At 60.0% G+C, this 24,970-nt stretch carries 16 protein-coding genes; 5 read left to right on the top strand and 11 right to left on the bottom strand.

From position 1 onward, the window contains the following. Positions 1-158 precede the first annotated feature (158 nt). Positions 159-503, bottom strand: a complete 345-nt coding sequence (locus QEN71_RS34965; protein ID WP_201652004.1) for an antitoxin Xre/MbcA/ParS toxin-binding domain-containing protein — start codon at positions 501-503, stop codon at positions 159-161. A 20-nt stretch (positions 504-523) separates the two neighbouring features. Beyond that, a complete protein-coding gene (locus tag QEN71_RS34960) occupies positions 524-1,177 on the bottom strand; it encodes a hypothetical protein (RefSeq protein WP_233471923.1) in 654 nt (217 codons plus the stop codon). A 170-nt stretch (positions 1,178-1,347) separates the two neighbouring features. Here QEN71_RS34960 and QEN71_RS34955 point away from each other — a divergent pair, with 170 nt between their 5' ends. Beyond that, on the top strand, positions 1,348-2,256 hold the full coding sequence (locus QEN71_RS34955; RefSeq protein ID WP_201652006.1) for a hypothetical protein: 909 nt from the start codon (positions 1,348-1,350) through the stop codon (positions 2,254-2,256). Positions 2,257-2,456: 200 nt separating this feature from the next. Beyond that, the gene (locus QEN71_RS34950; protein WP_201652008.1) at positions 2,457-3,449 is read left to right on the top strand and encodes a collagen-like triple helix repeat-containing protein; all 993 of its coding nucleotides are present in this window, start codon (positions 2,457-2,459) and stop codon (positions 3,447-3,449) included. Between the two features lie 143 nt (positions 3,450-3,592). Here the strand turns inward: QEN71_RS34950 and QEN71_RS34945 are convergent, their stop codons facing one another. The 3 genes from QEN71_RS34945 to gcvA all read right to left on the bottom strand — a co-directional run bounded on the left by QEN71_RS34945 (position 3,593) and on the right by gcvA (position 6,395). Further along, positions 3,593-4,057: a hypothetical protein gene (locus tag QEN71_RS34945; protein ID WP_233471924.1), complete on the bottom strand. Its 465-nt coding sequence runs from the start codon at positions 4,055-4,057 to the stop codon at positions 3,593-3,595. A 153-nt stretch (positions 4,058-4,210) separates the two neighbouring features. Continuing rightward, a complete protein-coding gene (locus QEN71_RS34940) occupies positions 4,211-4,747 on the bottom strand; it encodes a lecithin retinol acyltransferase family protein (RefSeq protein WP_201652010.1) in 537 nt (178 codons plus the stop codon). 739 nt (positions 4,748-5,486) lie between these two features. Then, the gene (gene gcvA / locus QEN71_RS34935) at positions 5,487-6,395 is read right to left on the bottom strand and encodes a transcriptional regulator GcvA (RefSeq protein ID WP_201652012.1); all 909 of its coding nucleotides are present in this window, start codon (positions 6,393-6,395) and stop codon (positions 5,487-5,489) included. A gap of 131 nt (positions 6,396-6,526) precedes the next feature. On the opposite strand from gcvA, the gene QEN71_RS34930 reads away from it, so the two are divergent. Together QEN71_RS34930 and QEN71_RS34925 are read left to right on the top strand one after the other, a co-directional pair. Continuing rightward, the gene (locus tag QEN71_RS34930) at positions 6,527-7,138 is read left to right on the top strand and encodes a LysE family translocator (protein WP_201652014.1); all 612 of its coding nucleotides are present in this window, start codon (positions 6,527-6,529) and stop codon (positions 7,136-7,138) included. A 24-nt stretch (positions 7,139-7,162) separates the two neighbouring features. Then, a complete protein-coding gene (locus tag QEN71_RS34925; protein ID WP_233471929.1) occupies positions 7,163-8,104 on the top strand; it encodes a DMT family transporter in 942 nt (313 codons plus the stop codon). 114 nt (positions 8,105-8,218) lie between these two features. Here QEN71_RS34925 and QEN71_RS34920 read toward each other — a convergent pair whose 3' ends face one another. From QEN71_RS34920 to QEN71_RS34895, 6 genes are all read right to left on the bottom strand, one after another. Then, positions 8,219-8,497 (bottom strand): hypothetical protein, encoded by a 279-nt coding sequence (locus tag QEN71_RS34920; RefSeq protein WP_201652016.1) that lies wholly within the window; start codon positions 8,495-8,497, stop codon positions 8,219-8,221. A 202-nt stretch (positions 8,498-8,699) separates the two neighbouring features. Continuing rightward, positions 8,700-10,145 carry an IS1182 family transposase gene (locus QEN71_RS34915; RefSeq protein ID WP_290468256.1) on the bottom strand — a complete coding sequence of 482 codons (1,446 nt, stop codon included), beginning with the start codon at positions 10,143-10,145 and terminating at the stop codon, positions 8,700-8,702. Between the two features lie 153 nt (positions 10,146-10,298). Then, entirely contained in the window at positions 10,299-11,168 is an 870-nt protein-coding gene (locus QEN71_RS34910) for a peptidylprolyl isomerase (RefSeq protein ID WP_201647992.1), read from the bottom strand. A 7-nt stretch (positions 11,169-11,175) separates the two neighbouring features. Beyond that, positions 11,176-13,005: a ShlB/FhaC/HecB family hemolysin secretion/activation protein gene (locus QEN71_RS34905; RefSeq protein ID WP_201647989.1), complete on the bottom strand. Its 1,830-nt coding sequence runs from the start codon at positions 13,003-13,005 to the stop codon at positions 11,176-11,178. Continuing rightward, a complete protein-coding gene (locus QEN71_RS34900) occupies positions 13,005-15,041 on the bottom strand; it encodes a two-partner secretion domain-containing protein (RefSeq protein WP_201647987.1) in 2,037 nt (678 codons plus the stop codon). Before QEN71_RS34900 ends, QEN71_RS34905 begins: the two co-directional genes overlap by 1 nt. Before the next feature lie 544 nt (positions 15,042-15,585). After that, positions 15,586-23,625 carry a two-partner secretion domain-containing protein gene (locus QEN71_RS34895; protein ID WP_201647985.1) on the bottom strand — a complete coding sequence of 2,680 codons (8,040 nt, stop codon included), beginning with the start codon at positions 23,623-23,625 and terminating at the stop codon, positions 15,586-15,588. 644 nt (positions 23,626-24,269) lie between these two features. On the opposite strand from QEN71_RS34895, the gene QEN71_RS44700 reads away from it, so the two are divergent. Beyond that, positions 24,270-24,719: an ester cyclase gene (locus QEN71_RS44700; RefSeq protein ID WP_201648109.1), complete on the top strand. Its 450-nt coding sequence runs from the start codon at positions 24,270-24,272 to the stop codon at positions 24,717-24,719. Positions 24,720-24,970: the final 251 nt, after the last annotated feature.

The raw sequence follows: 24,970 nt of genomic DNA, 5'->3' as shown, positions 1-24,970 counted from the left end.
CCCTCAGCGCCCGGGTGGTGATCCTGCCTGGGGCATGCGCATCGACTGAACGGATGAAACGGAAAGATTGCGGGCAGACATGGTGAACGATCTCTACTCGTTGTCGAAATGGTGATTAATCAGGACTGCGTACAGGATGTCAATTAAACGGATATCAGTCAGGCATACGCGCCGCTCTGCGCCCGCATGATCAGCGCGCGCAGCACATCGGGGCCGCCGGCGCGTCCCAGCCAGGCAGATGGCAATTCTCCCCCGAGCGCGGGATTCGGTTGTTGCAGCCACCCTTCCAGCCACGCCGCAGCGTCGAACGCTTTCGCCATCGCCGGATCCCCCGATTCGTCGACGATCGTCCGCACCAGTCGCACCAGCGCCGCGATCTCCCGTTCCCGTCGGCCCTGCGCGGCGCGTGCACCGGATGGCCGCGCACGGTCCCCGTCCCCGGCGCTCGCGGTGTCACGGATTGACTCGCGCGCCATCACCTTCCTTCTGAACGAAATGTGCACACCACCATGCTCCGCGCGCCTCACCATGCCTCATCCCGCGGCTGCCTGAACTCCTCAACCGCGAGATCGATCACCCGCTGCGGACTGACGGCAAATACCTCAGCCGGCTTTTCTCCGCCCAGCTTCCTGTGCGGCCAGTAAAGCCATCCCGCTCGGTCCCAGCCCCCTTTATGCCACCCGCCGTCAGGCAGGATCGCGAGCAGCCGGGCGACCACGGGATACGGACGTCCCGCGCGGTCGAACTGGAAGTCGGGATACACATAACGGTCGCGCGACGAACTCCACACGCCCAGGATCAGGCCGTCCGCGCGCAGGCGGTACACATACGCCGGCGCCTCCTCCGGCGACACCCCCAGACGCGCCGCGACCCGCGTACTGTCAGGCCAGCGCCTCGCAAGCAGGTCCGCGTTGAAGCCCGATCTGGACGCGCGCACATCGTCCTCCGTCGGCCGATCAGAAATCTTCAGCCATGCCCCCAGCACATCGCGCACGCAGTGCTGGCACAGGTCGATCCGCACGTTCTTCCTGTCGCCGAATACGGAATGCGCTCCCGTGCGCCACGCCAGCGACTGCTTCTCCGCATGGCCGGGATCGTCACCGGGAACGCGCTGCCCGCACCGGTCACAGGTGAAGACGGGAATCCCGCCAGCACCGGCGTTCTCGTAGTCCAGCATCGATGATGTCTCCCGCGCGAACACGGCCGCCCCGCTTTCAGCACCCGGCGTCCACCGCTCACGTTGCCGACACGGCCGGCAGAACACCGGATCATGGTCTCAGACCAGAAGACCTGAAATGGGTCGTAAATGCCGTGGCCCGAAAAGCATCATACCGTGACGATCCACACATGCAAAGCGTTTCTGACGAGCGGGACAAAGCTCGCGGCGGTGATTGCTGCGGTGATTACGGCGATACGCGCCTGCTGTCTGCGAAAAGGATTCGCCGCAGGCGCCCGCTGACCAGCGCGGCGTCGATCGCTCCCACATGGCATCCAGGCAGCGTGGTTTGCCCAACATCGCGGCCCGGTACAATTTCACTTGACACGTATTCAGGGAGACGCCTCAACATGGTTCTTCGACTTGTTGCGACTTCGTTCATGGTCTTCTGCTGCTTCGCATCGACCGCGAATGCCGCGGGCCGGCACGACGCCGCACCACCCTCGGCACTCCCGGGATCCCAGTCGTCGTACACCCCATCGAAAGAATCGCTCCAGCTCGAGCGCGAGAAATTCGAGTACAACAGGCAGATCGAGGAGGAAAAGCTGGCGTTCAATAGACAGCTTGAGGCTCAGAAGCTGGAAGTCGAGAAAACGAAAGCGCAGTATTCGGCCCTGGCGATCTTCGTTCCACTGGCGCTTGGTTTTGCTACCCTGTTTTGGCAAACCCGCACTGCCAACCAGTCAAGGGAACGCGAAGCGGAAGATCTTTTTGAGCTGAAGGCTGCCGAGATCCTCTTTGAATGCGATACCACGCGCGCCATAAAAGGTAGACTGATCGCACTGAAGCAGATATTTCCCGAGAGATTCGATCAGAAATTTGGAACAGCCTTCGACAGGATAGAGGTAGGAAGCGTCAAGTATGACCCGCTTCTTGAGGTGTTCAAGGCTGCATGCGCCAAAGTCTCATCGCCCGAAGAGGTCTATAAGGTCTGGGCGGATATGTATCCGGCCGATAAATGGCTTGAGCGGGTGATTCCCGGGTACGTGGTGCCTGATGCAAATCGTCAGTCAGCAACGGGCAAACCGCCGGCCTCCTGACCAGCGGGCCATCCAGGACATCGAGCTCAGCGGAGCTTTTCCGGGCCGTTCCATCGTCGATCGTGAACGATCATTCCGCCACTGTACGCAGTTGAACCAGATGATATCTTCCAGCGTGTTTTCAGCACGGCAGGACAGAGCGGCTGAAATGGCGCGATACGCTCGATGAACGGCTCATAGGGCTTCATTTCGGAGGAGCTATGCGCAAGCTGCTGGTTGTCCTGTGCATTGTGCAGTGCCTCGCTTCCTGTGCGTCGCGTACTTCCGGCGCTTCCGCCGCCTCCGATGCCGCTGAGGCTCTTGCTGACCCAACTTCCCCTGCGTCCAATGTTCCCCGTCCTGTGGATCCCGTTGGCGCTTCCGGTCCTCGTGGCGCTTCCGGTCCTCGCGGTGCTTCCGGTCCTCGCGGTGCTTCTGGTCCTCGCGGTGCTTCCGGTCCAGAGGGCCCAGTAGGTCCTGCCGGCCCTGCTGGCCCTGCTGTTCCCGCCAGTCCGGTCATCCCTGCAAGCCCCGTTGTTCCCGTCAGTGCCCCATCCCCCTGCGAAAACGCGAAAGAGAAAACGCAATACTGGTCGTTCCTGACATGGTGCATCCCGAAACCCACCTCGTCAGGTGACTGGGGGACGTGGGTGCAGGCACTGGGATCATTACTCGCCATCCTCGTCGCGGGCGCGATTGTCTTTTTACAGATGCACCTGTCGACCTGCCAAACCAGAAAACTAAAGCGACTGGAAGACGTGGACAGAATAATTGCGCTGCAAAACATTGTGGAAGAAGCGGCGAAGGTCCAGGTGCAGCTTCTGAACAGACTGGGCACACGCACCGCGCTCGACAACGCTACGAAGGATTACCGCGTCATGCCGGAAGTACTCGAACTCGAGAAAGCATTAGACAGGATAGAGCGTCATCTGCTTCCACCCAAGGTATTGGTCGATCTGTATATCGTCACACTTGAATTCGCGAAATTCCGGATTGTTCTCGAAAATGCACTGAAAAATTCCCACTCGCTGAATGAAAGCACGTTCCAGAAGTTTCGTTCTGACATGAAAGAAACGAGTGACAACATGGCGGGCATGCCCGCGCTATTACAGTACTATATCGACTGCCCCCGCGAGCTTTACAGAAAAGCCAGAAGCAAAGAGTTCTGGGCCCGCCATATGGCTTCCCGGAACAGAGATCCTGACTTTGATTGAAGCTGGCACGCTCACGGCCATGCCGACAGGCAGTATCGAGATTTACTATTGTTGCCATACGCGTGACACGACATCGCCAGGCATTCACATTGATGGCCTGACAATCTGCACGCGCGAACCTCGGGGCCTGTCATCCAGCTTCGTCAGCCTGGTTCGCCCAGAAAGCCGTCGGCCCAGCGGTCCCAGAAGCCAGGCTCATCATGGTGCCGGTTTTCCATCGCCCGCCCAAGAGGCACCACCCAGAACATCACGTTCTCCAAACGCATCGAGCCGTCAGGATATTCCAGGAATGCCTGGACCCGCTGGTACACGGGATCGTTCCCGTCAAACGGGATATCGAGATAGATCTGTCCTGCGTACGCGTACATTGCAGTCTCATCGGCAAACGCCGCGCACTCAGTCCACTGCACGTGGTTTGCTTCGAGCCATTCGATTATTTCGCACCGCGTCTGCACCTCTTCGTACAGCAGCGGATCGTCGCACCGCTCGGCCTGCGGAAAGGACAGGAAAAGCACGTCGCGCTGCTTTTTGCGCGCGATCGCATCAATGTGTTCCATCAGCGTTTTCAGTATCTGGTAACTTGCCTGCGACTGGCGGGGCGTCATCATCGCCCCGGCGACCTCAACCTGTCGGAGACTCAAGGCCCGGGAATGGACCACTAGCGATAGACGGCCCCTTCAGTGAGCACCGCCAGGATCTCCCGTACCTGTTCTGACTCGTGCACATCCGTCGCACACCACACGGCGAAGTGCTCACAGTTGTTATAAAACCAGGTTGTAGTCGCCCCTGTTCAACTGGCCGAGCGCGCGCTGCGCGATTTCATCGGGTGAGAATTCCCTGTACCGGTGCGCGTTCGGACTAACTGGCCTGCGCCTGGGGAGCAGCGTTGCGCCGGTCGACGGCGCGCGGTAGACCTCGAAACTGCGCGCCTCGTCGGGAGAACGCGGAAACCGCACCGTCCTGACCTCGCCTGCACCGTCCAGGCACACCCGCATCGTGGTCTCGGTGATCCGGTTACTGCCCGACATGTCGGCGCCACTGCCAGGGTTGTGGTAGTGGATGACCGAGTCTTCCGAAATGTAGATCCCGTAGTGGTCGTAGGGAAATGGCAGATACCGGGCTACCTTGATGACCGAGCCACGTGGAAGATCTTTGATCGTCGCCGGCGGCATCGATACCTTTGGCACCTTCGACGGCGTCATCACCAGCGCGTGCGGATCCCGCATGATCTCGGGAAAGCTGCGAACTGCGTCCTTGACGTTTTCAAAAGTATCGACAATCGAGTCCCAGATCGACATGGCGGGTCCGTCAGTATGGTTAGCTGCTTATCGGCCGTCTGGCGAGAATCTTTATGCGTCTGCCACGCATCACGCTTCATGCACAACAGGTTTGAAACGAATTTCCGTTACGCCTGCCCGCTCCAGGCTCCGTTTAATTCGTTCAGAGCAGACAAGCGCAATCTCCCAACCCTTAACGCGAAACAGGTCGTGACCTCTTGCCAGTGTCGGATCGTCTCTGGAGAGCATTCGGCCCGGCGAACCGAGTGCCCGCTATGGTTGAACGTCGCCGGCAAGCCCTCGCTTTTTATCCGGACCATCAACGGATGCCCGTCAGACCACGGCAAGCAACGCCAGAATGCGCCCGGCAGCACAGCTTTTCCATCTTCAGTCATGGGTTGACCCAAATATCATCGCGTGGAATCGTCAAAGTCCAAGCCTATTTCAAAAAAGTATTCGCTCATTTTTTCGTTGCAAGTTTGTTCAACTGTGTTCCCGGCGTCGAAACGTCTTTGGCAATTTGCCCCACTTCGTTGCGCAACGCTTTCTGATACTCAGGGGTATGGGAGTCAAATCCCGCACAGCGCCGCTAAAGCGATCGAATACGAGACCCGTGAAAGGAAAGCTCCCTGGTCGGACTTCCTCAACGCTGTCGTCAATCCCTTGGATGCCTCAAACCGACCCGAAAGGGACATCGCAAGCACTCTTCCATCGCGGCTGCTTGACGCCCCAAAACGGCCGTTGCTAGACCCGGATAGTCTCAGCCAGGGTTCGCTAAAAAACGATGCACTTCCGCGGAAAGCCAGTCGCGGAGCGCGTTCACCTTCGGGTTGTTCTGACTGCCGACGCGATACACGAGGTCGTATCCGCGTTCGGCCTTGAGACTGATTTGCGGGAAGAGCGCTACCAGTCGTCCCGCCATGAGGTCGTCCCGCACCAGCACACTGCGCCCCAACGCGACACCTTCATCTCGTATGGCTGCTTCAATCGCCATGCTACCGTGACTGTAGGCCGGTCCGCGAACGCTGCGGCGCCTATCCACCCCTGCAAATGCAAACCATTGATCCCAGTTCGCAAGCATTCGCGCTTCGTGGAGCAGCGTGCAACGCGTGAGGCTGGCTGGATCCGGCAGCCCACCCATCTCGTCGCGATAACGGGGACTGCAAACGGGGGTAACGAATTCTTCGAGTATCCGCTCGCTTTGCGCCCCGACATAACGCCCCCCGCCGTAGCGCACCGCTACATCGACCAGCCCGTCTTCCAGATCGACGTTCAGATCGGTCACATCGAGATGAACGTCTAGTTCGGGGTGCAGAGCCTTCAAGTTATGCAGGCGAGACGCCAGCCACTTGCTTGCGAAGGATACGCTGGTGCTGATTGTCATCCGTGACGCGGAATCATTGCCGCGCAGGCGTTCGGCCTCCCGCGTCAGTTCCCCAAGCAGTCGGGCTACAGCTGCATGAAATTCCGCGCCCTGATCGGTCAGCACGATCCGTCTGGTCAATCGCCGGAACAGTGGCACGCCCAAGTGCGTTTCGAGCGTCTTCACATGTCGACTGACCGCCCCATGCGTGACGTGAAGTTCCTCAGCCGCTAGTGTCATGCTCAGCAGCCTTGCTGTTGCTTCAAACGCTCGCAGAGTCTGCAAAGGAGGAAGTCGATCGAACATAAGTCGCTACGTGTGAGTTTCGCTCACGCATTATATGACGACAAATGGTTTGTCATCGGCTTGGCACTGCCGCAAGATCCCTTCGTCTACTGCGTCCGTGGCGAGTCCGCGAACTACTCAACGAGGTACTGATGGCATTCCATACCTGGCTCATTTTCCTCGCGACGTCGATCGGTATGTCGCTGGCTCCGGGCCCGAACGGGCTGCTCGCGATGACACACGGCGCGATGTACGGGAGCCGTAAGACCCTTTTCACCATCGGGGGAGCGTTGTTGGGTTTTGTCGGCGTCATAGCGCTGTGCATGTTCGGTATCGGTGCGCTCGTCCGGGCGTCGGTGCTCTGGCTGATGGCGCTCAAACTGATCGGGGGTGCCTATCTCATCTATCTCGGCGTGCAAGTGTGGCGGTCTCCGCCGATTGCGGTCGAGATGGGCAATGCGCCGGCACGCGCCAGAGGCTGGGCGCTGTTCCGGCTCGGGCTTCTGTCTTCCGCAACGAATCCGAAAGGGCTGCTCTTCTTCAGCGCTTTACTGCCCCAGTTCATCGATCCACAACGTACTCTCGCAACTCAATTTGCCGCGATCGCCGTCACTTACGTCGCGACCGAGTTTGTTGCCGAATATGCCGTAGCCTGCGCGGCCAACCGGATTCGCCCGTGGCTTTCACGAGTTGGTCAACGATTCAATCGGGTCTGCGGCGGCATCTTTGTCGCGATCGGCGGGCTGTTGCCTCTGCATGTCTAAACCGGATTCGCGGCGAAACCGTCAATGTCGAGTCAAAACGTCGTCACTGAAGTGACCATTAACGACGCAACCCGTTCGCCGCTCACACTTCGCAATCTGGGCGCGCTGCTGTTGCTTGCCGTTATGTGGGGCTTGTCGATTCCGGTAACGAAGCTAGGTCTTCAGACGTTGCCGCCTCTGACACTCACCGCAATGCGCTTCGGCGTCGCCGCTCCGCTGCTGCTGATCTTTGTCATTGTGGGTCGGCATTCGATGCCGTGGCGCGCGTTGCCTCGTGTCGCTGCGCTCGGCGTGCTCGGCATAGGCGTCGGCCAGGTCTCGCAGACCTTCGGTGTGGCCGGCACGTCCGCGTCGGTCGGTACGATCATCTCCGCGACAATTCCTATCTTCATTGTTTTTTTCGCTGCGCTCCGGCTGCGACAGCCGGTGTCTGGAGTCCAGCAGATCGGGGTGCTTGCGGCCTTCGCAGGAATCGCACTTGTGGCGCTCGGGCACGAAGGCCCGACGACAAGCTCTCAGACGACGGTCGGCGGAGCCACGTGGGTTCTGCTGTCGGCGCTCGCGATTGCGTTCTACTACGTGTGGAGCGTCGAATTGACCACTGCCTACGGTACCGCCACCGTAGCGGCATGGAGCACGTTATTTGGTTTCATCGCACTGATACCGTGGACTGCACGAGAGCTGTGTAGCATTTCGTCGTTTCACGTCACAGCGCAAGGGTTCTTTGCCGCCGTGTATCTTGGTGTGGTCGTGACAGTTGCGGGACTTTTCATATGGTTGAGCCTGCTGCGGGTCGTTCCCGCCCGCGTCGCCGCAAGTGTGCAATACCTGCAACCTGTGGTCGGTGTCGTGATCGCATCGGCATTGTTCGGGGATCAGATAGGAGCAACGTTTGTCTTGGGCGTCGCACTGGTGCTGGCCGGTCTGGCCTTGACCATGACGTCCCGCCGCCCAGCCAGGAAGTGACTCACCGACTAGGGCCGTTGTGCGCGGGTTAGCCGACATCTGCAGTCGCTACCCCAAGGACCGTTCGTGGCCCGCACTGCGTCGCGCAACCGAGGGCGACGGTCATTCTCGTTTTCAGCAAGCGGCTTGGCGTTCATACATAGCTTGCGAATAGGGAAGCAGTTCGTCGTCGTAGCGGGCGCTATATTTTCCGTAGCCGACGAACTCGTAGTAAATGTTCATCGCTTGGATATGTGACGATGCCCAGAACGTCCATACCCATTCACTGCCTGGCTCGTTGAGCCGCCGAGCGGCGTCTCCGTCCGGTCCATGCGGGATGCATGCAGGAAGATAATTGCCACGCTCGTCCGGGCAATACCAAACTTCATGAAGGTAGCCTAACGCCCTCGTCATCCAATACCGTCCTTCCGGCCATTTCTTTCGGTTCGCGAATTGTTGACGATTTTACGCGAGGCGTCGAGTGGCCGTTCCTGGCCGAGGTTGTGTGGAAACGACTTTTTTCGCGTTAAGGCGAGTTTGCCTGCCGTGCTGGAGCGCGTTTTGTAGACCCGGCGATCTTCTCGACATCGCCGGTCGCAAGAAGGCCCTCAGGGCCTCAGCTTCCAGCCATCCTCATCGCCTTCATCGTCCTCGCAACCCCAAGTATATTCATGACTCGCTTTAGGTTGTAGGCCAGTACCTGGAGACTCATTTCGGTACTCACCCGCCCAAGCGTGCGGGTCAGGAAGTGTGTGGAACCCATCCAGTACTTGAGCGTTCCGAAGACATGCTCGACAGTACTTCTGCGTACGGTCATTGCCTCAGGACTTCGGTCCAACCGGCGCTGCATAGCTTCCAGTACATGTTCGTGCTCCCATCGTCGGATGCGGCGATAGTCGCTGGGCGAACAGCGCGCCTTGAGAGGGCAGCGCGGGCAAGCGCTGGGCCAGTACACCCGCAGATTCATTTCATTTTCGACGGTGTTGAATCGATGAATGGCGCGTTCGCCGGCCGGGCATCGGTACACGTCGTCTTTTGCAACGTAGACGAAGTCGCGCTTTGTAAAGAGGCCCTTCTTCCTGGACGCCGAGGTCAGTGGTTTGGGGACATACGCCGTGATGCCGGCCAGATCGCACGAGCGGATCTCAGGACCGCTGTAGTAGCCTCGATCAGCCAGCACCTTCAGTCCTGGTTTGCCCATCGCCTCCTTCGCTGAGACGGCTATCTTGCTGAGTTGACCACGATCGTTTCCGACGTTGGTCACCTCGTGCTCGACAATCAGATGATGCTTCGTGTCCACAACAGTCTGAACGTTGTAGCCGACCGTTCCGGTTCGCCTGCCGTCACTGGTCATGGAACGGGAGTCCGGATCCGTGAGCGACAACTGTTTGTCGGGCTGGTTTTTCAACTGCGCTCTGATCTGCTCGAGTTCACGCATCTGCTGGCGCAAACGGGCGATCTTCTCGTAAAGCCGCACAGTCTTCACATCGAAACCAATCGGGCTGGTTCGGTCTGCGGTTTCAATCGCGTCGAGGTATCGCTGAACGCTTTCCTCAATCTGCTGCTGACGCTTGTCGATTTTGCCCGCCGTGTAATTCCTGTCCCGGCTGTTCACAGCCTTGAACTTGCTGCCGTCGATGGCCACCGTATCGGCAGATAGCAGTTTCAGACCGCGGCATAGTTCGACGAAACGCCGGCATACGTTCCGTATTGCCGCGCCGTTGTCGCGGCGAAAGTCTGCGATCGTCTTGAAGTCTGGTGTCAGACGTCCTGTCAGCCACATCATTTCGATATTGCGCTGGCATTCGCGCTCAAGACGCCGACTGGAAGGTACCCGGTTCAGGTAGCCATAAATGTAGACCTTGAGCATCATGCCCGGGTGGTAGGACGGACGCCCTGTGACTGCCGGCGTAGCGCCGTTGAAGCCAAGTTCCGCAAGGTCCAGTTCGTCGACGAAGACATCTATGATTCTGACCGGATTGTCCTGTCCTATGTAGTCGTCGACGCATTCGGGAAGTAGTGCGACCTGCTTGCGGTCATCGCCTTCAACGAATCGCTTCATGAGTCACCCGCTCTCAATGAGTTGATTCAGTTTAGGCGATCGATGCGTTTTCACACACCCTCGGCCGAACTCTGCCTCATCGCTTTACTTCATGACGCGTGCGTTCGACAGAGGCTGCTCGCCAATACGAATGCCGTGACCACGGACCCATCGTCATTGCTGGATTGTCGCTGCCTTCATCAGATCGGACGTGAACCGGGCGGCAGCTTTTTGCAGCGCCAGCACTTTCAGCTGCTGCTCAATGACGGGTTTCGCCTGACTCAACGTCGGAACCTGAGTTGACCGCTTTGTATCAAGCTTCAGGATGACGTATTGCGTTGCGTTGCCGACCTTCACCGGTATGGCCTCCGCCGTGATACCGCCCACAGGCAACGTGGTGATTGCCTGCGCCACGGCAAGGGGCATCCCCTGGGTGTGACCATCCACAACCGGTGTCCTGAAACTCAGCCATGGCAGCTCGCCGCCCTTCTCACGCGTGGGCGCGATACTGTATTGACGGGCCAGCAGATCAAACGGTCTGCCCGCTTTCAGCTCGCTGTTGACAGTCGCGGCTGTCGCCACATCCGCCACGGTGATGATTCGCGCACGATACTCATCCTTACCTAGCGACCCCACGATTTCATTGTAACGCGCCTTGATCTGCGCATCGGTGACAGGTTCAGCCCTGATCCTGTCTTTGAGGTACAGCTGCGTTTCGGCGGCGACTTTCGCCGTCTGCATCGCCTGCTGCACCTCCGGCCTGGCGTCGTAATGCGCCTGCTCGGCCGACTGACGAAACAGCTCACGGGCAATCAGCGAATCCTTCAACGCCTGACGAAGCTGCGGCGTGTCAGGCTGACCGGCAGTCGTGACAGCATCATCCAGCATGGACTGGGGTAGCGCGACGCCATTCACGGTCGCCATCGTTCCTGCAGGAAGCGATGCAGCCGTGGCGGATGTGCCCTCTGCCGATGCACCAGTTGTCGTTGCGAAGAGCGTCACGATTGCTACGATCAGCAGGCTATTGCGATTGGTCCGTTTCATTTCTTCGTCAATATGTCCAGTTAATTGTGGCAAGTGCCAGAGTCGACTTTGGTCCCAGCGCGGCGGGCTGCGTCAGCGCGCGTCCAACAAGCAATTCCCCCGAAAGCTGCTGTCGGTGCCACTGCCATTGCGCGCGCACGCCCGCGCCTGTGCCAACCAGCGACGGAAAGCCCGGTACCGCGATGAGGCTTACCTTCCCGGCATCCAGAAACATGTATGGCTCTACCCTGCCGTCCTGCCAGGCCGGCGCATTTACCCACGCCAGTTCATTACGCGTGTAAAACCCGCGGTCGCCGGCAATCTCTCCCGAGCGAAAACCGCGTACGTTGTCCATGCCGCCAAGAAAGAGCTGCTCGCTGCCGTACAGCGCGACATTGACGTACTGGAGCCCGAGGACACCGCGATACGCGAACTGCGCGCGTCCGATCTTCGGCAGTGGCAATGTATAGCTGGCAGTTGCATCCAGCTTGGTGAACTGACCGTGCGCGTCAGCACGGGCGATATCGTGAGCGTCGTGATCGGCCTCCAGCCACGGCAGCCCTTCCGATACGCCGGCATCAAGCGTCAGGAAGCCCTGCGCGTCGTTCAGCACGAACCGATGCAGCCAGTTGCCGCCAATGCGAAGCACGGCAATGTGCTGCGGGTTCAGATCGATATCGTTGACCTCCCGGTCCGTCCGTCGCCAGGAGAGCGTCGCGTCGAGATTGGCAATGTTCGCCTGCGACCGGCTCGCGGTGTAATTCCAGCCCAGGATATGACTGAGCGTGCGGCCGTACAGCAGTGCCGTCGTTCCGATGACCTGCTGATACTCGGAGTCGGACAGCGTATAGCTGAACGTATGACGGCCATACGGGATCGCGAACGAACCAACGAAGGCATTGCTCTCCGTGCTGTCGATGACGCTCAGACTGATCGACTCCTGCAGACCGATCAGATTGTCCGCTTCAATGGCGGCCCTGTATCGGGTGATACCCGTCGCTTCACTGCCATAGTTGTCGACCCCAAGCGAGTAATAGAGGCGATCGCCGGACCGGTTGTTGACAGCTACGATCGAATCGCCCGGACTCTGTCCTGGCAAAATCTGGACTTCAGCCTGATTGCGACGCAGACGGTTAATCTGCGAAACGCCCTGGTCGATGTCGCCGAGTCGCAAGGCATCGCCGGGCGACGCCGGGAACGCGTTCGCGTATCCCGCATCCGTGAGCCACCCTCCGCCAGCCGATGGCTCGTCTTTCTTCAGCCGGTGAATTGACATGCCGTTCACGGTGAAGGCCTGGATGCGGCCGATCTCGATCGTGACCGTCAGCGTGCCCGAACCGAGATTCTGCGGACCCAGCAGCGCGCGCGTCGTCACGTAGCCTGCGTCGACGAACACATCGGTGAGTCTTTTCAGGAGTACGTTGATTCGATTGGTCCCGAGTTTGTGGCCTTCAAACTCCGACGCGATTCCCCGCAGTCTCGCTGTGGATACCCCATCAGGCAGCACGACCGTTGCACGGCGAGGGCCAGCCATGACGATATGCTGAACGGAGAACGAAGGACCTGGCTCAGGAATGTCATCCACGGGCGTACCGGGGGCCACATTCAGTACCGAGCCAGCCGCCGGCGTCTGCACAGAAACAGACGCTGGCGGCTGGGTGATCTGCCGCTCGCGCGCCCGTTCACGCTGCTCGTCGATCAGTTGCTGGCCGGGATCCTGAACGGGGCGTACCTGCGGAATAAAGGGAACCGGTCCGGGCGCCCCGGGCGGCGGAGCCGTTTGAGCGAAGACGGATTGCACCGCTATCAGAATACCCAATGCAGCCTTGCCGGGAATACGAATTCGAATTGCCGACATCAATACCCCAGCCAGGAAGAAAGACCGAGGTGCTGACCGATCTGCACCGGTGTGCGCATGGGCGGGCGCACGGTCGTCATGCCCCCTGCTGCGGACGCGCCTTTCCCGCCACTCACCGATCCGCCGTCAATAACGGCGCTGCCCGTGAACGAGACCGAGCCGTTCGCCACGAAGTCTCCGCCGACGTCCATCGCGATGATCTGTGCCCAGGTGCTGCCAAAGAACGCCTTGAAGCCCCTGTCCTGATTGATCGCCGAGTAACCGGTCACGCCCTGCGCGTAGGTGATGGGTGCGCTGACCTTGATATCGCCCAGCGCAAAAACGTTGCCTCCGATGTTGCGCGCAACGCTCCCTGCCGTGATCGACAGATCCTTGCCCGACTGGATCGTTCCACCATAGGGGGTGACCGTGCTCGATGCGCTTGCGTGACAGAAAATCCAGCATCCACGCGAGTAGCTGGCCTGTCCGGCAAACACGGCTGCATTCGTAAAAGTGTCGCGCGCGGTAATCGTGATCGGGCCGTTGCTCGACTGGATGATGCCGCCCGAGTTCGTCACGTTGGTGCCGGTAATCGACACCGCGCCGCCTGTCGAAGCGATGTAGGCGAGTTGCGTGGGCTGGCTTACCGTACCGTAGTCGACGTCGAATCCACTCGACGTATGCGTGAGGAAAAGGAAGCTGCCGCCCTGGTGCGAATAGGCGACAGGTGATCCCGCGTTGACGCCGGTCGTGTGGTCGATAACGTTGTCCACATCGCCCTCTGCGGCAAGCGTCACCGCGCCGTTGGAAAGCATCCGTGCGTTGTCGTTGACGATATTGCCCTTCGCATTCAGGGTCGTTGCGCCATTGGCCGAGAAGATCACGCCAAGGTTTGCAGGTGTCGAGCCGTTCGTGATAGTGCCGCCTGAGGTCAGGACTACGTCGCCACCCGCGGATGTTCCGTCCGCCGTCACACCGCCTGCCTGAATTGCGCTACCCGTGTTCGTGATGTCGCCAGTCGCCGTGAGCTTCACTGATCCGACAGTCGCGCTCAAGGTTGACGGGCCAGCGCTCGAATCTGACAGCGCGATCGTCCCCGCATTGATTGTCGCGTTGTTCGCAGCTGCGGCCTGCGTGTTCTGCATCGAGACGTTGCCGCTCGTGGTCACCGAAATATCGTGCTCCGAACGGATCGATGCGCCGGTTGTCGTGATATCGCCGTTCGTACCGACGATCACATCGCCTGCGCTGCCGTAAAGCTTCCCGAGACTGCGCACGCCTGCGCCCTGATCGGTGACGACAAGTTGAACCCTACCGCCCGTAAGACCGCCCGCCGACGTGATGTCAATCGCGAAGCCCGCGGCAGATGCATGTGGATTCGTCGTCGATGAGAGCCAGTCGTGGCTGTTGTCTGATGGTGAAAAGCTCGTGTCCCATGTGGTTGTGCTGCTGCCGATCGTTGCACGCACGCCGCCCACGGACGTCGTGAAATCGTTGGTCACTGGCCCATTGACCGCGAGCTGCTTCGAGACGAGATCGAGATTGACGAGTGTGCCCGACAGTCCGCCCGGTCCGATCGTAATCGCACCGCCATTTGTGGTGAGCACGACATTGCGCTGAACGATACCCGGCGCAAGCGCGATGTCATTGAAGCTGACCTGCCCTGTCGTAAGGACAACGTGCCCCGCATTCTGGAAGCTGCCGCCATCGACAGTCACGCCGTTCGGATTAGCCAGAATAACGTTCGCTCGCGGCCCCAGAATGTTGATGGCACCCTGGATCAATGAAGGGTTGGTGCTCGTAACTTCGTTGACAATCGTCTTCGCATTGACCCCGACATTGTTCAGATCAGCGCCGGCTTTCGAAACGCTGAACGACGTGTAGGTGTTGTGCGAGACCCCGCCGACAGTCGGTGCAATATTGACGACCTGATGGCCGGATGCCGAAGTCAATACTGACGTGGCCGTACTGCCATCCGTAGCAATGCCAGCCGAGAATGCGACGTTCGTAGCAGCCGCCGATATGACGATCAATAGCGGCCCTATCTTTTGCTTCATGCTGTGAAACCCCGTACCACAATAGTATTTATTTAGACCTTCAGATCATAGGCCTGTAGTCATTGGCATTTTGATAGCGCCATAGTTCGTCCGCCTGCAGCAACAATCCAGGGACGCTGGATTCGCTGTCCAGATCGCTGGCCCGTCACCGGATGGGTCGTCACAAAAATGCACCGTGCACTCAGTTTTCTGGACCCGTGAAGACGCAGTCGCGTCGATTCCGGATCATATTTCTCACTTGATCGGCCCGAAGTATTCTGACCCATTTTGTCGCTCGCGATCAGCTTTAGCAGATCATGAGGCTCTGCGTTGCATTCGTTACTCCGGCCGACCACCAGCCAGCGGTCTGCTCATCGTCGCTCCAACGGCATCGCCGATGTCCTGATACATCTGGTTCCAGGCGAAGATTCCCCTACCAGTTAAAAATATTCTTCAAAACCACATAGGCGATAAATCCTATTATTGCTGTGAAAGCAATAACGAACGCTACTCGACTGCGACGATTTCTCGGACCAGACGAAAACGGGAAGCTAGGCATAGTTCCTCACCATTTGATACCTGTTTTTCCTAGATCGACGGAGTATCCGCCACCAACGGTTCCAATATTTGTGGTCTTTCCGAGGTTCACTCCGGCACCAACCCCGACTACAGTTGCGCTCCCATTCCCCGGGGAGTACATGATTCCTCCGCCCACCAGGTCGTACGCGCCACTCACCCCACCAGCATAACCACCTGCAAAATTATTTGTCTGCCCCGGTGCCACCGTCAGGGTATTTAACCATCCTGCAGAAACGCCGAAGCCAGCATTGACTGTATTGGGCAATGCCATGTTCAACCCACCCCCGACGAAGAAGTTTCCATCACGCGTAAAAGTGCCCCACACGCTGCCAACGTAATAGTCCAACTGGAAGTTGATGAGGTCTGGACCGCGCAGGTAACTCAGTGCGTTCTTCGCCAGTTGCGCGCAGCTTTCAGGGTGACCCAGGCAGTTGTTTATAGCTTCGTTTTGCGCCGCAAGCGCACCTGCCGCTGCGTTTTGGCCCGCCAATCCAGCTGCTGCGCCGCCAGCGAACGTCGCGAAGGCCGCAATCGCCGCCGCCTGGTCTGGTGTCACCTTAGGATTGCCACCAGTGATGGCATCGGCAGCGAACGGCGTCAGCGCCGCGCTTGCGGCCGCCCCAATAGCGCCACCAGCACACCCAGTCCCATTGGCCGCACTTGCCGCACATCCCAGCAGTGCGTGTGCTGCGATGTACTCTGCATCGTTCAGACTCCCTTGCGCCTCGCCAATGTCGAAAGCGCCCGCAGCTGCAGCGTCGCTTATCGCGCTGTTTCGCAGATTCGTCAGGAAGCTGCCACCGCCGATTGCCGTTTGAACACCAGCCTGCACCGTTGCTTCTGCGCCGATCGCAAGCGCCTGCTGCGGCAGGTTAGCGGCCAGCGACGAGCCAGCTTGAGGAACCGTTGTTCCGACGCCTGGGCTCACGCCCGCAAGCTGTCCGAGGGTGCTAACTCCGGAAGGAAGCGCATTGACGTTCTGCGTAAGACTGAAATCAAACGAACCTGTATTGCTGTTATATGTGACGCCGTTGGTAATGCCCGCGGTGATCGTCGCAATCGCAACGGATTCAGCGATACTCTTGAGGTCAAATTGCCCGTTCATGACCTGACCGGCCATTGAACTTACGAGAGCTGCAAACGCAGCATTGGCGGCGGCGGCTTCAGCCGTACCCGCCGTGAAGCCTGCGATCGCTGCGCCTGTACCTGCTCCCGCCGTGACAACCGAGATAGCAACCAGCATAACCATCTGGAACGCGATCAACGGCCCCATGCCGCCATCGGCAATCAGCGAGGTATCCAGTTGATTACTAACGGTGGACTGTGTGAACTGATTGCCAAGCTGACTTTTCAGACCGGCTAGCATCGCCTGCGTACCGGCCGCATCGACACTACCGTCTGCATTAACCTTCTGCAGCGTCCCGCCGATCTGGTTCAGGCTCTGCACCTGCAGGTCATAGTTCATCGCCGACATGAACCCGCCCTGCTGCACCACCGTGCCGGTAGTCTTTTCTACGCCACCGCTGACATCCTGATAGATCGTGCCAATGTTGGTCGAGCGCTGCTCGTTAGTGAGCGTTCCGGTGTTGACTGTCAGGTTCTGCGCGGAAACAGAGCCCGTGTTCAGGATGCTGTTCGCGTAGTTGAGCGTGACATTGGTGCCAGTGATCTCCCCGTCCGCGTTGACCACAGCAAAGTTCTGCGGGAGCAGTACTTCTGGCACGAGCGCCTGAACGGTCGGGCACGCGCCATTACCGGTGGCGGTACATCCCGGCTCGGGCACCGTCTCTTCGACGTACCAGAGCATCGGCGCATTCACCAGCGCAAGCTGTGCGTCGCTCAACTGTGTGCCAAGCGCAATGTTGTTCTGCTTCGCGTATTCCAGCGCCGCGCCATAAAGCGCGGCCTTGTCCTGATAGGCGATCGACGACTGGCTGGTGCTGTCCGTTGCACTGGTCGTGCTGTAGAAACTCGACTTGCCGGATGCCTGCAGCGCAGCCTGTTCGACCTGACGGTCCTCGGTGTACGGGTCGTAATAGAACGGCACATTGCCCGGTTGCAGGTTTGCAGGCAACGCAGCCAGCAGCGACGCCGGCGTCAGATCGCCCATCACCTGCGCCGCAGGATTGCTCGACAGGTAGCTCACCGACACAGACTGACCATCGACGGTTTTCACGGTCGATCCCGACGGCGTTGTCGCTGCCGTCACGGCGGGCGCAGACGGTTTTCCAACGGTCGTCACCCCGATCGGCGCGTTCGAAGGCAGTCCCGCGGCGCCCGTCACGGATGTGGGACTACCGCTCAACGTGGTGACCAGTCCCGCACGATTGACAGTCGTCGTCGCGCCCGAAGGTATCGACGGCGGACCAAGCGTGATCACCTGTCCGGAGACTGCGGGCGGAGGGGTATAGACATTGGGGTTCGTCAGGCCGTTGACGAGCTGGGATCCGCTCAACGAGACGGTCTGGCCGACGACATTGCCGCTGTTCGTGAGCGTAGGCGAATGAATCGACAGCGTGTTGCCCGCCTGGATCGTCGCCGGCACGAAGTCCGGCAGTCCGACGGAAGACGGCAGGCCCGCGGGATCCTGACTCGCGCCACCGTCATACGCGCCGCCATAGAGCGATGCGCATAATGATGGATTGTTCGCACAGCCCCATGTTGCATACGGTTTGCCGTAGTGGGTGAAGCCACTGCTCCAGTACGCAGACTCATACTGGTTTCCTGTGCTTGCCGACCCCGAAGCGTTGATCGTGACGTTGTTCAGCCCGGTAATCAGGCTGCCCGTGTTGCTGAAGTTACCAGCCGACAGATTGACGTCGTGATTCGCCGTGATCGTCGCGGGGTTGGCCGACTGCACGTCAACGTAGGCCTCGCAGTTACTCGTGCAGCCGGTGAAGGGTGTTCCGCTCCCATAGTTCTGGTGTACCTGTACCGGCGCGGCAATGGTGTTGGTCAGTGTCGCCGCATTGATGTCGACGTTATAACCGGCGCTGATCGAGCCCGATGTGTTGGTCACACTGCCGGCCTGCGTCAGGGCAGCCGGATCTGTCGAACCATCGATGGCACTGGTGCCCGCTCCGCCAATCACAACGTTGCGACGTGCGACCAGATCGCCATACGTGTTGTTGACGGTATTCGCCGCAATCACGAGATCGTTGCCCGCAGCGACTGTTGCGTTGATCTGCTGGTAGCTGTAACTCTGCGAATTCGGGTTTGTCGTCGCGCCAGCCGTGCAGCCCGAAAAGCCTGACGCACAACCGGCCGTGGTCGTCATCGTCCCCGTATTGGTGCCCTGGTTCGTGAAGCTCGATGCCGTGATATGGACATCATTTCCCGCGACCAGTGAACCGCCATTGGTGAGATTGCCGCCCGACAGGTTCAGATTGTGACCAGCCACAATCTGGCCGGACTGTCCCTGAACGCTGATGGTCGATGACACCGACGGGATCGATGCGGTGCCCGGCGCGTTGAAGACAAAGGTCGTCGCGTCATTCGGTGCCCCTGTCGTCGGCAGGTTTCCCGATGTGGCGAGAATCAGGTCGTTGAACCAGCCCATCGGTGCATTCACACCGCCGCTGTTCAGCACCGACACGCCACCGGACTGCTGCATGGTCTGCAGTGCAGACAGGAAAGCATTCAGCGACGATGCGTCGACACTATCGGTCACCGTCGAGGTGAATGTCGGACCTCCGTTGGACAGCGCCTGGATATTCAACGTCGCATCGTTGCCCGCGCTGACCGTCCCTCCCTGGTTATTGAGGCTGTTTGCGGTGAGATTCAGATTATGGCCAGCCGCAATCACACTGCTCGCGCCGCCCATTGCGCCTGTTACGGTCGTCGTCTCGGTGACAGTGGGCAGAGCGAAAGTCATCGTCGGGCCGGTAGGCGTCGTTCCCGGCGGCACGATGACCCATCCGGCTGCCGTGGTCTCGTTGGTGTTCGAGTCAATCGTGGTAAAGCTCTCGTACGCGAACGTGACCGTGCCGGAGCTGACCACCGCAGGAGAAAGGGATTTGTCGCCGACAACCGACAAGAGGTCGCCCAGTGTCGCGGGCATGGCCTCATAGGCTGTCTGGATCGTGCCCCCGTCCCCGAGGTTGATGTTGTTGAACGTGTGGTAGCGCGTTTCGGTGCCGATATTCGTCGATGTCACCAGCGCCCCGTTCACCACGGTGGTCGAGGTCGACGTCGAGGAAGAACCCGAAGTCGCGGTATTGATGACATTGTTTGCCGAGATCGCCAGATCGTTCGTTGCCGCCAGGGTCCCACCCGCGTTGCGCAGGTCGCCACTCAGGCTGATCGTCATGTTGCCGGCACCGCCGGCGCCATTGCCCGCCTTCGTGGTGCCGTTCGAGTTGTCATAGCTGGAGCCGTTGATGTTGAGCGCATTGACCGCCTCAACGGTGCCGGCATTGACGCCTGCGCCGTTAAGCGTGAAAACACCGCTCGCCTGCACAGTGGCGCCAGCCTGGTTCACCAGCGACCCATTGACCGTCAGGCCATACGCGTTGATCGTGCCCGCGTTACTGACTGCACCATTGAGCGCGAGCGTGCCAGCGCCCTGGTTGATCGAACCGTGGTTATAGATGCCCTGCGTGGCGGACACGCTGACGGTCGTACCCGGCAGAACCCAGGTGCCCGAGTTACTGATCGACTGTGCGGACAGGTTGAGTCCGTAGCCACCATTGACCGTCCCGTACGTGAGCGCAGATGGATCGAGCGCCTGGTAGGGCAACGCGAGCGTCGCCACGTTCTGCGCCAGAATCTGGCCGGCCGTATTGTTGAAACTGCCGTTGCCGCCCGTCACCTTCACGGACGTGCTCCCTGTGGCGGTTGTGGGGTTGTTCACATCGCCGGAAAAGATCAGTCCGCCGCTATTGTTGAGGGACGTCGTGGACAGCGTCAGCGTATCCGTTCCGAGCAGCCCGCCCGAATTGGTCGTGTTGCCGGCTATCGCGAGAACGTTGGTCGGGCCGTAGATCGTGCCGGAATTGTTCAGGTTCGCCGCACTCACTGACGTTGCGGCAAGCGACGACAACGAACCCTGATTCGTTACGTTCGCCCCACTGACCGACAGATTTCCCTTCGCCATCTGCTGGCCGACATTCATCACCTTACTACCTGTGAGCGTCGCATCGCCCTGATAGGCGGCCGTTCCTCCCGTCGTGAGCGAAGTCGTGCCCGTTGCAGCGTATTCGCCGCCAACCACTGCATTGGCGGTCGTAACGTTTGCTCCGAGAAGCGTGGCGTTACCCGCGACGGTCAGCGCGGGCGCCGCAGAGCTGTAGGCAGCATTGAGCTGCCCGGCGGACGTATCCAGGCCCTGTGTCGCCGTTGCTTTCAGATTGCCGCCAACCGACACGCCCTGCGTCGTGATGTTCGTGGCCGCCAGTGTCGCGTCGTTCGAGACTGTCGTCTGGCCGTTGAGCGCAAGCGTGCCGCTGGCGTTAAGCGTCGCATTGCCCGCTGTTGACACTGAACTGGCCGCGACAAGGTCGCCACCGTTCGCGTTCAGGTTCAGATCGCCGAGACTCTTGACGCTACCCTGTGCGGAGATGCCTTTGCCCGCTGTCACGGTGAGAGCACCACCCGAAAGCGCATCCCCGCCAAGCGTCGCACTTCCACCTGTGGCTGCGAGCGTTTCCGTGCCCACCGCTGTCGTTGCGCCGACCGACAGATTGTTGCCAGCTGTCGCTGCGAGCCTGTTCCCGGTCGCAATGGCGCCTGACATGCTGACGTTTCGGGTCGCAGTCAGCGTCGTGTCGTTCGCAACGCTCAGTGCCCCGTTGCCATTGATGTCGCGTCCGGCCTGAATGGTTGCGTCGCCCGTTCCGTTGACGCTCAGATCACCGTTGAGACTGGCGTCACGCGCAGCGGCGATGGCCACATTCCGGCTACTCTGCACGCTGCCCGCGACCGTCGCGTCCTGTCCGGCGTTGACCGTCACCGAGCCAGCCGTGGACAGACTCCCACCGAGGGTGACATTGCCGGCCGATGATCCAATGCTTACGTCGCCCTGGCTCGTTACATTGCCTCCGAGACTGACGCCCTGCACACCAGCCACGGTGAGCGTGCCCGTCGTGGTCGTCGTTCCCGTCGTCGACAACGATCCGCCGCTCGACGCCAGGCTCATGTTGCCGACAGACGCGGCAGAACCATTGACCGTCAGATTGCCACCCGATGTCACCGTCAGCGCATCACCGCTCGTGACACTACCGCCGATTGTCGTCGCGCCGATCGCCGCTATCGAGACGACGCCAGGGGCCGTGACGGCTCCGCCGAGCGACGCGCTGCCGCCCGCCGTCACCGCGACGGTCTTGCCTGCCCCGATGGAGCCCGTCAACCCGATATCGGTGCCAGCCTGCAACGTGACCGCGTCCTGCGACGACGCAATACTTCCCTGTCCAGTGATCGCGCCGGACTGCGCAGCGATGGATACCGAACCCTGGGCCTGAGCGCTCCCACCAAGGGTCGTACCTTGCGAGGACGACACCGTAAGCGCGCCATTGGTACGAACGTCGCCGGCTACGCTCGCCGTTCCCGACTGTGCGACGATGGTGGTGTCGCCTACGCCAGAGACCGCGCCATTGATGGCAGCATTACGTGTAGCCGTCATCGTGACGGTGCTGCCGCCCTGTCCCGCACCATTGACGGTCAGGTCGCGCCCCGCAACAGCCGTGATCGTGCCCGGCGCACCGAGTGCTGAATTGACGGTCAGATCGCCGGCCATGGCATGCAGCACAAGCGTCTGGCCCGTCACGGAACCGAGCGTCATCGAGTTCGCCGCCGTGAGCGTCGAGTTGCCGTTCGACGCAACGGACGCGGCGTTGAGATTGCCGCCCGACGTCATGACGGCATCCTGGCCCGCAGAGACAGCGCCCGTCGACGAGATATCGCCACCCGCGTTGACTGTGTAGTTCTGGTTCGCGAGTCCGGTGCCTGAGATTGACGTGTTGCCGGTACTCGTCAAACCGACATTCTGATTCGCGAATGTGCCGGCAACCGACACATCGCCATTCGCGTTGACGACAACGTTTCCGGTCGTCGCCATCAGCGAGCCCTGCATGTTGACGCCAAGTCCCGCCGCAGTGCCCACGATGTAAACCTGACCCGCCGTCACCGAACCGAACCGGCTGGCGTCAATCGCGTAACTGCCCGCAGGCAGCCCGGCCGAGGACGCAGTATTGGCCGAACCGTTCGAGGACAGCGTGTATCCCGTGCCCGTCGCGTCTGACGAGATGGGAGAAACGAGCTGGTTCCCCGTGATGATGTTGACGCGCTGGCTCGCGTTAAGCGGCGCGTTGAGATTCACGGTCTGCGCGATGAGATCAAGGTTACCCACTGTGCCCGCGATACCGACACCGGGTGTGCCATCACTGCCCGGCGGGCCGTTGATCGAGATGTTCCCTGAGTTCACGCTGTAGGCGAGCGCCCCGGCGTGCGCGAAATCGGTCGAACTGCCGCCCACGCCCGTGACAAATTGTGGCGTGCCCGTCGTGAGGGTGAGATTTGAAATGTTCGTGAGCGCAGTACCGCCCGGTATCGAGATGCCGTTCGGGTTCGCAATGATGAGCGCTGCAGTGTTCCCAAAAATCTCAAGCGGGCCTGCGATCACGGAGGCATATTGCGACCCGGTCGAAGTCACCTGGGCAAGGATCGTCGAGGCGGTGCGCCCGCCGAGATTCGGATTCGCTCCGATCTGCCCGCCGTTCAGCGACGTGCCGCTGATCAGACTGTTATTGAAGATCAGGCCTTCGGGGCCGGCCGAGAGCGTCTGAAACTGCGAGACCGACAACCCCTGCGCGTTTGGCGCGGCAATATTGATGACAGGTACGCCGGCTGAGCTTTGCGTAACGGTCGGCTGGAATGGAATCGGGGCCCGGGGATCGACAATGGGCGCCGCATGCGCCGTCGCATCGGCGAGAAACACGGCGGGCGCGAAATACATCACCACGACCATGATCGCGGCGCTCGCGCGCATCCACAGCGAGTAACACCTGGGTCCAGCATGGACGCCGACCATCAGGCGCCTGCTCTCGCGTATTACCGTTCGTTGTGCTAATCGGTTGAAGATCTCTCGGCTCGGTCGGCGCATGGAATACCGCTGCTATTTTTGTTTGTCGTCGCGAGAGATCGCGCAGCCGTACCACGCCTGTATTGCTTGCGCACCACGGTTTCCCGAACCGGTGCCGACACACCTGCCCTACGCCCCGTTGCCACCCAGGCGTTGCTGGACATACAGAACCGCCCGCCCCCGGACGGCTGCCGCTACTGGCGGCTGCCTGATTCTCTCGTTTCTGGTCATTCGAGTTTTGCGCAATGTACCAGAAACAATTTGTAACAACTATTCGTAAGATCAAAGTCGATGCGGCAAAACAACACGCATGCAAAAAGCATCGATCAGTGCTGCCGGACGCCGCGCCATTTAACAGTCGCGCCGCGCCTGCCCGGATTCAGACGAAGCGACCTCGCAAGATCCCTGTGCCCCGTTCAGGCAGATTGCCGAATTCCGCGTGTGTTTTCTCCGTCACCACAGGTCGCGTGTCGTCGCCTGATTTGAGTATTGCAGCAAGAAACGGATGGCAGATGACTCCTTGCGTCGATAAGGTTCAGTCAGAGGGCAGCAATTCCGCTCCCCCTCCAACTCAAGTCAATGAGGAGTCCATCATGTCAATGGAAGATGACAACAAATCCATCGTGGCGCGCTGGTTCAACAGTTTCTGGGGCAAGACATGCAATCTCGACATCGTCGATGAGCTCGCCGCGCCAGACATGCTTCTTCGATACTCGTTGCACGAACCGCGCTCTGGGCGCAAGGACATCAAGGCGTTCATGACCAGCTTCCGCGAAGCGTTTCCGGATCTCAACTTCTGGGGCGTCGCTGATCTTATCGCCGAGAAAGACTATGTCGTCGGTCGCTGGGAGGGCGGCGGCACACATACCGGCCCGGCATTCAGCGATTTTCTCATTGGGTCGCTACCCGCTGCGACCGGCCGGAAAATGCACTTCACAGGCACGACGGTACTTCGACTCAAAGACGGCAGGATTGTCGAAGAGATCGGACTGGATGACGGCGTGACTGCGTTGCAGCAGCTCGGACTCATCAAGGTCGCATAGTCGGAGGCACCGCGATTTCGCGGTGCCAGTGCAACGCGGTGCGCATCTGACGCCGCCCCCCAAGGGCGCAAGCCGGCCTGTTCCATCAGCATGACGCAAACTGTAAAAGCCATGATCGCGAGGCTCATCGCTTCTAAGAGTGCAGCTTTCCCAGGATACGCTGGACGCTCCGCCCGTAACCGGACATGGCGCGACCACACCAGCTTTACGGTAATTGCGCGTGAAACTCGAAAGGGCGACTGAACGACTGC

Origin of the sequence: Paraburkholderia sabiae (assembly GCF_030412785.1) — a bacterium.
In the GTDB taxonomy this organism is placed as follows: domain Bacteria; phylum Pseudomonadota; class Gammaproteobacteria; order Burkholderiales; family Burkholderiaceae; genus Paraburkholderia; species Paraburkholderia sabiae.
This window is presented reverse-complemented; position numbering and strand designations above follow the sequence as displayed.